General features: G+C 66.3%; 7 protein-coding genes. All 7 read left to right on the top strand.

The window, feature by feature from the left end; genetic code table 11:
• The first annotated feature begins 578 nt into the window (after window positions 1-578).
• The 7 genes from JOY90_RS08070 (at window position 579) to JOY90_RS08040 (ending at window position 9,475) form a co-directional block, all read left to right on the top strand.
• Entirely contained in the window at window positions 579-2,888 is a 2,310-nt protein-coding gene (locus JOY90_RS08070) for a penicillin acylase family protein (protein WP_291690619.1), read from the top strand.
• Window positions 2,889-2,933: 45 nt separating this feature from the next.
• Window positions 2,934-3,686, top strand: coding sequence for a GntR family transcriptional regulator (locus JOY90_RS08065; RefSeq protein WP_291690618.1), 753 nt, complete (start codon window positions 2,934-2,936; stop codon window positions 3,684-3,686).
• A 90-nt stretch (window positions 3,687-3,776) separates the two neighbouring features.
• A complete protein-coding gene (locus JOY90_RS08060; RefSeq protein WP_291690617.1) occupies window positions 3,777-5,012 on the top strand; it encodes an aminotransferase class III-fold pyridoxal phosphate-dependent enzyme in 1,236 nt (411 codons plus the stop codon).
• Window positions 5,013-5,031: 19 nt separating this feature from the next.
• Entirely contained in the window at window positions 5,032-6,597 is a 1,566-nt protein-coding gene (locus tag JOY90_RS08055) for an ABC transporter substrate-binding protein (protein ID WP_291690616.1), read from the top strand.
• A gap of 66 nt (window positions 6,598-6,663) precedes the next feature.
• On the top strand, window positions 6,664-7,608 hold the full coding sequence (locus JOY90_RS08050) for an ABC transporter permease (RefSeq protein WP_291690615.1): 945 nt from the start codon (window positions 6,664-6,666) through the stop codon (window positions 7,606-7,608).
• The gene (locus tag JOY90_RS08045) at window positions 7,601-8,482 is read left to right on the top strand and encodes an ABC transporter permease (protein ID WP_291690614.1); all 882 of its coding nucleotides are present in this window, start codon (window positions 7,601-7,603) and stop codon (window positions 8,480-8,482) included. The genes JOY90_RS08050 and JOY90_RS08045 overlap by 8 nt, the downstream gene beginning before the upstream one ends.
• The gene (locus JOY90_RS08040) at window positions 8,483-9,475 is read left to right on the top strand and encodes an ABC transporter ATP-binding protein (RefSeq protein WP_291690613.1); all 993 of its coding nucleotides are present in this window, start codon (window positions 8,483-8,485) and stop codon (window positions 9,473-9,475) included. It begins immediately after the preceding gene.
• The last annotated feature ends 51 nt before the right edge of the window (window positions 9,476-9,526 follow it).

Raw genomic sequence — 9,526 nt, 5'->3', positions numbered from 1 at the left:
CCTCGCTCTGCATCCGTCGCGATCCACGTCAACGGGAAGTCGTGTTGCGTGCCCGCTGCTGCACCGCACTGGCCGACGCGCGAACACCGAGAGTCTGACAGCCGTTGGATGAAAATTGGGCGGTCGGACTGCGCCAGGTCCTTTGCTTGCTCGTCATGAGGCGGCGTACTTTGATGCGCGTGCGTTCAGAGGCGTCTGGAGGCAGGTGGCGCGATAATGGTCCGACCGGCCTTTCGGGCGTTGACCGGGCCGCGATGAAATCACAGCGGACCACCGAATCAGCGAACAGCGCAAGGTCGCGCCGCGGAATCAAGCGGCTATCGAGCTCAATATCAGGACGAGCCTTCCGTGCGGCGGCGGCGAAGTGGCGGTATGGCCTCGCGTGCAAATTGCGGCCGACACAGACAAGAAGCGGCCTTCGCCGCGGTGTCACGTTGCGATCGGCGACTTGCTCAATAACCCATGACCTTGCTGACCTGGTTGTGGCCAACAGGCGTCGCCGCCGGGCTAGTCTGGAATTTGAATATATCATATATTGCTCGGCAACGCGAGAGCTGCCGCGACGCGACTGAGGTGCCATGACGACATTCGACCCTGCATCAGGTGCGCATCCGCCCGATTTCAACGCGACGGCCGGGCTGGCCGGCCTGGATGCCACCGTCGATCTATGGCGCGACGCCTGGGGCATTCCACACATCCGCGGCTCTTCGCGCGACGACGCCTTCGCGGGCCTCGGCTTCGCCCATGCGCAGGACCGGCTGTGGCAGATGGAGGCGCTGCTCCAGCGCGGCACCGGCCGCTTTGCGGAGTCGGTCGGCAGAAGCGCGCTCGCCGGCGATATCCTGGCGCGCCAGGTCGACACGGCCGGTGCCTCACGCCGCGACTTCGCGCTGCTGAATGCCGAAACCAAAGCGATGCTGGAAGCCTATGCGCGCGGCGTCAACGCGTTCATCGCGCTCGGCAAACATCCGGTCGAGTACGAGATCCTCGGAACGACGCCCGCCGCCTGGGAGCCCTGGCATTCGATCGCGGTGATGCGCCAGATCGGCTTCCTGATGGGCTCGGTGTGGTGGAAGCTGTGGCGTGCGGCGGCGCTTCCGATCGTCGGCGCCGAGCAGATCGCGAAGCTGCGTTTCGACGATGGCGGCGATGATCTGCTGTGCCATCCGCCGCAGGCCATGGGCGGCCGCCATCTGGCCGATCTTGCCGAGCTCAAGCCAGGGCTCGAGGCTTTGCTCGCCGCGGGCCATGATTTGGCCGGGGCCGAGCTTTCCGGCGGCAGCAACAACTGGGTGCTCGGCCCGCAGCGTACGGCCACCGGCCGGCCGCTGCTCGCCGGCGACCCGCATCGCCGGCTGGAGATGCCGTCGATGTACGCGCAGGCCCATATCGCCTGCGACGAGTTCGACGCCATCGGGCTGACCGTGCCCGGCGCTCCGGGCTTCCCGAATTTTGGCCATAACGGCAAGGTCGCGTGGTGCGTGACCCACGCCTTCGTCGATCTGCACGACCTCTACATCGAGCGCTTCGATGATGCGGTCGAGAACACGCGCTTCAGGGACGGCTGGAAGCCGGTCACGCGACGTGCCGAGGTCATTGCCGTCAAGGGCGAGCCCAGCGTCGCCATCGACGTCATCGAGACCCATCACGGGCCGGTCATCGCGGGCGATCCGGCGAAAGGCACCGCGCTGGCGCTGCGATCGGCGCAGTTCGCGCTGCCCGACACCTCGTTCGACTGCACGCTGCCGGTGCTGCGGTCCTCGCGTGTCGAGGAATTATACGAGGCCGGCCGGGAATGGGGCCTGATGGATCACAACCTGGTGGCCGCAGATATTTCGGGGCGCATCGGCAACCGCGTCCGCGCCAAGCTGCCGGCGCGGCCGCGCACCAATGGCTGGCTGCCGGTGCCGGGCTGGACCGGCGAGCACGAATGGGACGGTTTCGTGCCGTTCGAGGACATGCCGTGCCTGATCGACCCCGACGCGCAGGCCATTGTCACCGCCAACAACCGGGTGGTGCCGAACGGCGCGCATTATTTCTCGACCGACAGCATGCCGCCGCATCGCACGCGGCGGATCTGGCAGCGGCTCGCGAAGCTCTCGAAAGCGACCGTCGAAGACATGGCGGCGATCCACCGCGACACCGTCAGCATCATCGCGCTGGAGTTTCGCGAGCATGTCCGCGATCTCGCGGTCGAGGGCGCGGCGGCGGTGCTGCGCGACCGCATCCTGGCGTGGGACGGCGACATGGCCGCGGAGTCCACGGCTGCGGTCGGCTATGTCGCGCTGCGCACGGCCTTGACGCGGCTGGTGGCGGAGCGGAGCGGCGTGAAGGCCGTCGCCGACAGTCCCTATGCGAAAGTGGCGCCCGGCATCTTCGGCGAAACCCAGATCTGGTGGACCGTCCCGCAATTGCTGCGCGCCAACGACACCGGCCTGCTCAAGGGCGCAAGCTGGAGCGAGCTGCTCACGCAGGCGCTCGTTGACGCCGCGGCGGATGGCCCGTCCGGAAAGTGGGCCGAGGTGCATCGGCCCACTTTGCGTCATCTGTTGTCTGCCGCCTATCCGGAGCACGCGAAGCTGCTCGACAAGCCCTGTGCAGAGGTCGGTGGCGACAATGATACGGTATTCATGAGCGGCTACATTGCGCGCCTCGGCCCGCGCGCGGTCTTATCGGCCCTGTCGCGCTACGTGTTCGATGTCGGAGCCTGGGACAATTGTCGCTGGGTCGTGTTCCATGGTGCATCCGGAGATCCCGGCAGTCCGCATTACGACGACCAGAATGCACTCTGGGCCAAAGGCGAGATGGTGCCGATGCTGTATGATTGGGACCGGATCGCCAACGAGGCCAGTGCGCATCAGCAATTGCGGTCAGTGGCATCGAACTAAAGTCCGTGCAGTGCTTGTCGCCGGCACGGCACAAACAGAGGTGCAATGCTCAAGGGTCTGAAAATCTCAAGCCGGGACAATCTGACGTCCCGGGTCTACGACCAGCTCCGGATCGGGCTGATGTCCGGCAGCTTCTGGCCCGGTCAGCGGCTGCGCGTTCGCGAGGTGGCGATGGCGATGGGCGTCAGCGACACGCCGGTGCGCGAGGCGATGATGCAGCTCGTGCGCGAAGGCGGGCTGGAGATGCGATCCGGCCAGACCATCAATGTCGTCAAGCTGTCGCGTGCGCGCTATCTCGAATTGCGCGAGATCCGCTTCCAGCTGGAAGGCATGGCGACCGAGAAGGCCGCGCCGCTGGCGACGCCCGAGATGATTGCCGAGCTGGAATTGCGCCATGCCGAACTGATCGAGGCCGAGCAGACCGGTGATTATGAGGCGGCGACGCTGACCAACTACCAGTTTCATTTCCTGGTCTATCGCACCTCGGGAATCCAGGACCTGGTCTCGATCCTCGAGAGCATCTGGCTGCGCCACGGGCCGATGCTGCGGCTGCTCTATCCGCACGCGCCGCCGACCTATCCGGCCCGGCACCAGCATCTCAACGTGATGGACGCGCTGCGCAGCAAGGACCCTTCGCTCGCCCGCCACGCGATCGTCGCCGACATCATCGAGGGCGGCAAGGCGATGATCGACCTGCTGGAGCAGATCGAGGACGGCCGCGCGGCGATCGTCGAGGACGAGCACGGCGTGGTGCAGTTGCAGTTCGGCGCCGAGCTGCGCAAGACCAGCGCAGCCTGAGCAACATTTCGCCCGAGCCTGCCTCCGTCGGCCGCGCTCGCCGCCTTGCCAGTCGGGATATATCATATATTCTGATCGGCCAGTTGGAGGATGGACGGGATGGCGAACGAGCTTGGGCCGATCGATCAGAGCCTGCGCACACGCGCCGCCCGCGTCGTGCCCGGCGGCATGTGGGGCCATATGCGGACCGGCAACCTGCCGGAAGGCTATCCGCAGTTCTTCGCGCGCGGCGAGGGCGCCCATCTCTGGGACGTCGACGGCCGCAGGTATCTGGACTTCATGTGCAGCTGGGGGCCGATCGTGCTGGGGCACCGCCATCCCACGGTCGAGGCGGCCGTGCGCAGGCAGATGGAGCAGGGCGACTGCCTCAACGGTCCCTCCGAGCGCATGGTGGAGCTTGCCGAGCGACTGGTCGGCCTCGTCACCCATGCCGACTGGGCGCTGTTCTCCAAGAACGGCACCGATGCGACCACCACCTGCGTGATCCTGGCGCGCGGCGCCTCCGGCCGGCGCAAGGTGCTGCTGGCGAAAGGCGCCTATCACGGCGCGGTGCCGTGGTGCACGCCGCATCCGTTCGGCGTGATGTCGGAGGATCGGGCGCACGTTCTCCATTTCGACTACAACGATGTCGCCGGCCTGGAGGCGGCGGTCGATCGCGCCGGCGACGATCTTGCCGCGATCATGGTCTCGGCGTTCCGGCATGATTATGGCCTCGACCAGGAGCTGCCGGATCCTGCGTTCGCGGCGCGCGCCCGCGCGCTGGCCGACGCCACCGGCGCGGCACTGATCCTGGACGACGTGCGCGCGGGTTTCCGGCTGTCGCTGCACGGCAGCTGGAACGATCTCGGCGTGCAGCCGGACTTGAGCGTCTGGAGCAAGGCGATCGCTAACGGCTACGCGCTGGCGGCGGTGCTCGGCAACGACCGTTTTCGCGAAGCTGCGTCGAAACTGTTCGTCACCGGCTCGTTCTGGTGCGGCGCGACCGCAATGGCGGCGGCGCTGGCGACGCTGAACGTCCTGGAGGCCGAAAACGGCCCGGAGCACATGCGCCGAATGGGGCAGCGCCTGCGCGACGGCATCGCCGCGCAGGCGCGCCGCTACAATCTCGGCGTCAGGCAGAGCGGTCCGCCGCAGATGCCGACCATCCTGTTCGAGGATGATGCCGACGGCACGAGAGGCGCGCGCTTCGTCCAGGAGGCGCTGCGGCGCGGCCTCTATCTGCATCCAAAGCACAACATGTTTCTCTCGCTCGCTCACTCCGAAGCGGACATCGATGCCGCGCTGGCGGTGACGGACGAGGCTTTCAGCGTCGTTGCGAGGTTTTGAATTTTTCAGGAGCTGGCCGATGAGATCGTTTGTTGGACGTAAGACAGTCGCAGCGGCGCTGGCTCTGGTCGTCGCCGTCTCATTCGCGGGAGCCGCCGCCGCGCAGGGAGAACAGCCCAGGAAGGGCGGCACACTGGTTTTCGCCAGTGTCTCCGGGCCCGGCACACTCGATCCCTACATGGCCTCCAGTGCCGTCGAGCTCGAGGTCATCAACAACATCTTCGAAGGCCTGGTGACGCTCGATGCCAACAACGCCACGCGTCCGATGCTGGCGTCGAATGCGACCGCCTCGGAGGATTTCAAGACCTACACGATTGCGCTGCGCAAGGGTGTCAAATTCCACAACGGGCAGGAGATGACCGCGGCTGATGTCGTGGCCTCGATCGAGCGCTATCGGAGGATCAGCCCTGCCGCGAAGAACCTGGAAGCGATCGATCACGTCGACACGCCCGATCCCTACACCGTGGTGCTCGCGCTCAAGGAGCCGAACGTCGTCCTGCTCGACATCCTGAAGTCGCCGATCTACCCCTTGATGATCCTGCCGGCCTCGCAGAAGGACAAGCCGCCGCGTGAGGTCGAGGCGATCGGCACCGGTCCCTACAAGCTCACCGAATGGGTCAAGGACAGCCATCTCGTCATCAGCCGGTTCGACGACTACACGCCCGACACCAGCGCGCCCGGCCGCGACGGCTATGGCGGGCGCAAGACGGTCTATCTCGATGCCGTGCGCTACCGCTTCATGCCGGAGGCGACGACGCGGATCGCGGCGCTGCAGAACGGCGAGGTGCAGCTGATCTCGGCCGTGCCGCCCGAACTCGCAGGCCAGATCAGGCAGCGCGGCGATCTCGCGATCCGCGAATATTTCCCGCAGCTCGGCAGCTACATCATCGTCAACTCGCAGAAGGGGCCGACGGCGAACGTGCTGATCCGCCAGGCCATTGCAGCGGCCATCGGCGTCGACGACATCATCGAGGGGGTTGGCGGCCTCGACAAGCGCAATCCGTGGATGTCGTTTCCCAACACGCCCTACTACCTCGGCGATGGGGCGCCGACGCCGTGGTACGACATCAAGGACCCGGCGAAGGCCAGGGCGCTGGCGAAACAGGCGGGCTATGCCAACGAGAAGATCATCATCGAGACCAACAGCAATTATCAGTGGATGCGCTCGACGATGCTGATCGTGGCCGAGCAGCTCAAGGAGGCGGGCTTCAATGTGGACGTCCGCATCACCGACTGGACCAGCAATGCCTCGCACATGCAGCAGGGCACCGGTGACTGGAACCTGTCGACCACCGCCTTCGGTCCGGATCACATTCTCGGACCTCAGCAATGGCGGCCGATGCTCTACACCTTCCCGCATATCGTCGGCAATGAGGCGCTCGACAAGGCCTATGCCGAGTTCTTCAACGGCGGCACGCTGGAAGCGCGCAAGGCAAGCTGGCTCAAGATTCAGCAGGAGGTGCTCGGCAGCGCCTATCTGATCAAGATCGCCGATACCGGCCGGCTGAGCGGCTATTCCAGGAAGCTGCATGGCCACAACGATTACGTCGGCATCCTGCAGCTCTGGGATCTCTGGCTCGATTGATGCATCCCGACGAAGCGAGAGAGCCGACGTGAGATTGCGCGGGTTCGCCTCACTGCGGAGGTCGGTTTGATACGCATCATCGCCGTCAAGTTGCTGCAGGCCGTGCCGGTGATCCTGATCATCTCGATCCTGGCGTTTCTGCTGCTGAGCCTGCTGCCGGGTGATCCCGCCGTCATCATCGCCGGCGAACAGGCCTCGCCCGCGGCCATCGCGCATGTCCGCGAGCAGCTCGGGCTCGATCGCCCCTATGTCGAGCAGATCGCGATCTGGCTGTTCAACCTGGCGCACGGCAATTTCGGCGCCTCGCTCATCCTCAATCAGAGTGTGCTGTCGGCGGTCGGCGAGCGGCTCCCCGTCACGCTCTCGCTCGCGGCGCTGTCGTTGTCCTTCACCATCCCCACCGGTGTCTTTCTCGGCTCGCTCGCTGCCTGTTATCGGCGCCGCTGGATCGATGCGGCCGTCATGACGATCGCGCTGCTCGGGGTCTCGGTGCCGGCGTTCTGGGTCGCGATCCTCGGCGTGGTGCTGTTCAGCGTCAGGCTCGGCTGGGTGCCGTCGAGCGGCTTTGTGCCGCTCTCGAAGGGCATCGGCCCCTGGTTCGCCTCGATGGTGTTGCCGGCGCTGATCCTGTCGCTTTTCCAGATCGGCTTCCTGGCGCGGATGACCCGCGCGGCGATGCTCGACGTGCTGAGTCAGGACTACATCCGTACCGCGCGCGCCAAGGGCATGAGCGAGTGGCAGACGGTCGGCAAGCACGCGCTGCGCAACGCGCTGATCATGATCATCACCACCGCCGGCATCCTCCTGAGTGCTGCGATCGGCGGCTCCGTCATCATCGAGCAGGTGTTCGCGTTGCCCGGCATCGGCCGCATGGTGGTGCAGGCGATCATGGCACGGGACTATCCGCTGGTGCAGGGCACGATGCTGATCCTCGGCTTCGCCTTCGTGATCATCAACCTGTTCGCCGACGTCCTGTACAGTCTGGCCGACCCGCGGGTGCGCCATGAGTGACGTGGCGATCACGGCGCCTGCCGTCGTCGCGGTGCCGCGCCGCTCTGGCGCCCTGCGCCGGCTGTTCCGCCACCGCGCCTTCGTGATCGGCTTCTGCATCATCGTGCTGCTGACGCTTGCCGCGATCTTCGCGCCCGTAATCTCCTCGGCCGATCCGGCCGCGATGAAGATTCGTTTCCGCTTCCGGGCGCCGTCGCAGGCGTTCTGGTTCGGCACCGACCAGTTCGGCCGCGACGTCTTCACCCGCGTCCTCTATGGTGCCCGTATCTCGCTGTTCGTCGGTTTTTCGGTCTGCGTGACCTCCGGCCTGTGCAGCGCTTCGCTTGGCGTCATCGCGGTGCAGTTTCGCAGGATCGACGGCGCGATCATGCGGCTGATGGATGCCCTGATGTCGTTTCCGGCCATTCTTCTGGCGCTCGGTATCGCGGCCGCGCTGGGCCCGAGCGTGTCCAGCGTCGTGGCCGCACTCAGCGTCGCCTATATCCCCGCCGGCGTCCGCATCGTCCGCGCCGCCGGGCTGACGGTGCGCGAGATGGACTACGTCAAATCGGCGCAGATCTCGGGTGCGTCCGGCTTGCGGATCGTGACCCGCCATATCCTGCCGAACTGCCTCGGTCCGCTGCTGGTGCATCTGACCTTCATCTTCGCCTATGCGATGCTGGCGGAGGCCGCGCTCAGCTTTCTCGGCGTCGGCATCCAGCCGCCGATGGCGAGCTGGGGCAACATCATCGCCGAGGGCCGCGACTATGCCACCGAAGCCTGGTGGGTCATGCTGTTTCCCGGCATCGCCATCAGCCTCGCGGCGCTGAGCCTCAACCTGCTGGGCGATGCGCTCGGCGATTTCCTCGATCCGCGACTGAAGGGAGGCGGGTGATTGGCGGAGCCGCTGCTCTCGATCCGCAATCTGCAGGTGCAGTTCCGTGCCGAGGCTGGCTGGGTCACGGCGGTCGACGATGTGTCGCTGGAAGTCGGCGAGCGCGACTGCGTCGGCATCGTCGGTGAATCCGGCAGCGGCAAGAGCGTGACCGCGCTCTCCATCCTGAAGCTGCATGATCCCGCGACGACGCGAATGCCGTGCGGCACCATCCAGTATCAGGGCGCCGATCTGCTGCGCGCCGGAGGGGCGGCGTTGCGCCGCATCCGCGGCGGCGAGATCGCGATGATCTTCCAGGATCCGATGTCCTCGCTCAATCCGGTGCTGACGATCGCCGACCAGATCGGCGAGACGCTGCGGCGCCACCAGGGCCTGACCGAAGCTGCGGCGCGCAAACGCGTCGTCGAGCTGCTTGCGCTCGTGCGCATTTCCGACGCGGCGCGCCGCGCCGACGACTATCCGCATCGATTGTCCGGCGGCATGCGGCAGCGGGTGATGATCGCAATGGCGATCGCCTGCCGGCCGCGCCTCTTGATCGCGGACGAGCCGACCACGGCGCTCGATGTGACCGTGCAGGCGCAGGTCCTCGAGCTGCTGCGCGAGCTGCGACGCGAGCTCGGCATGTCGGTGATCCTGATCACCCATGACCTCGGCGTCATCGCCGAGTTCGCCGAGCGCGTGGTGGTGATGTATGCCGGCCGCGTGGTCGAGCAGGCGCCGGTCGACGACCTGTTTCGCCGGCCGGTGCATCCCTACACTATGGGCCTGATCGACGCGGTGCCGAAGCTCGATGGCGACGCGGCGCGGCTGACCATGATCCCGGGCCGCATTCCAGGGCCGCAGGAGGACATCCCGGGTTGCCGTTTCAACCCGCGCTGTGCCTTGGCGCAGGCGAGCTGCCGCGTGGCACCGCCATCGATGCTGGCGCTCAATGCGCTGCAATCGGCGCGATGCCCGCCGCGCGTGGCCGCATTGGGGGCACAGCATGGCTGACGAGGCGATCGTGCAGGTGCGCGGCTTGCGCAAGACCTTTCCGGTCAAGCA

Source organism: Bradyrhizobium sp. (assembly GCF_019242285.1).
Classification (GTDB): domain Bacteria; phylum Pseudomonadota; class Alphaproteobacteria; order Rhizobiales; family Xanthobacteraceae; genus Bradyrhizobium.
Note: the sequence above shows the minus strand (reverse complement) of the source record. Positions and strands in the feature narration are given on the sequence as shown.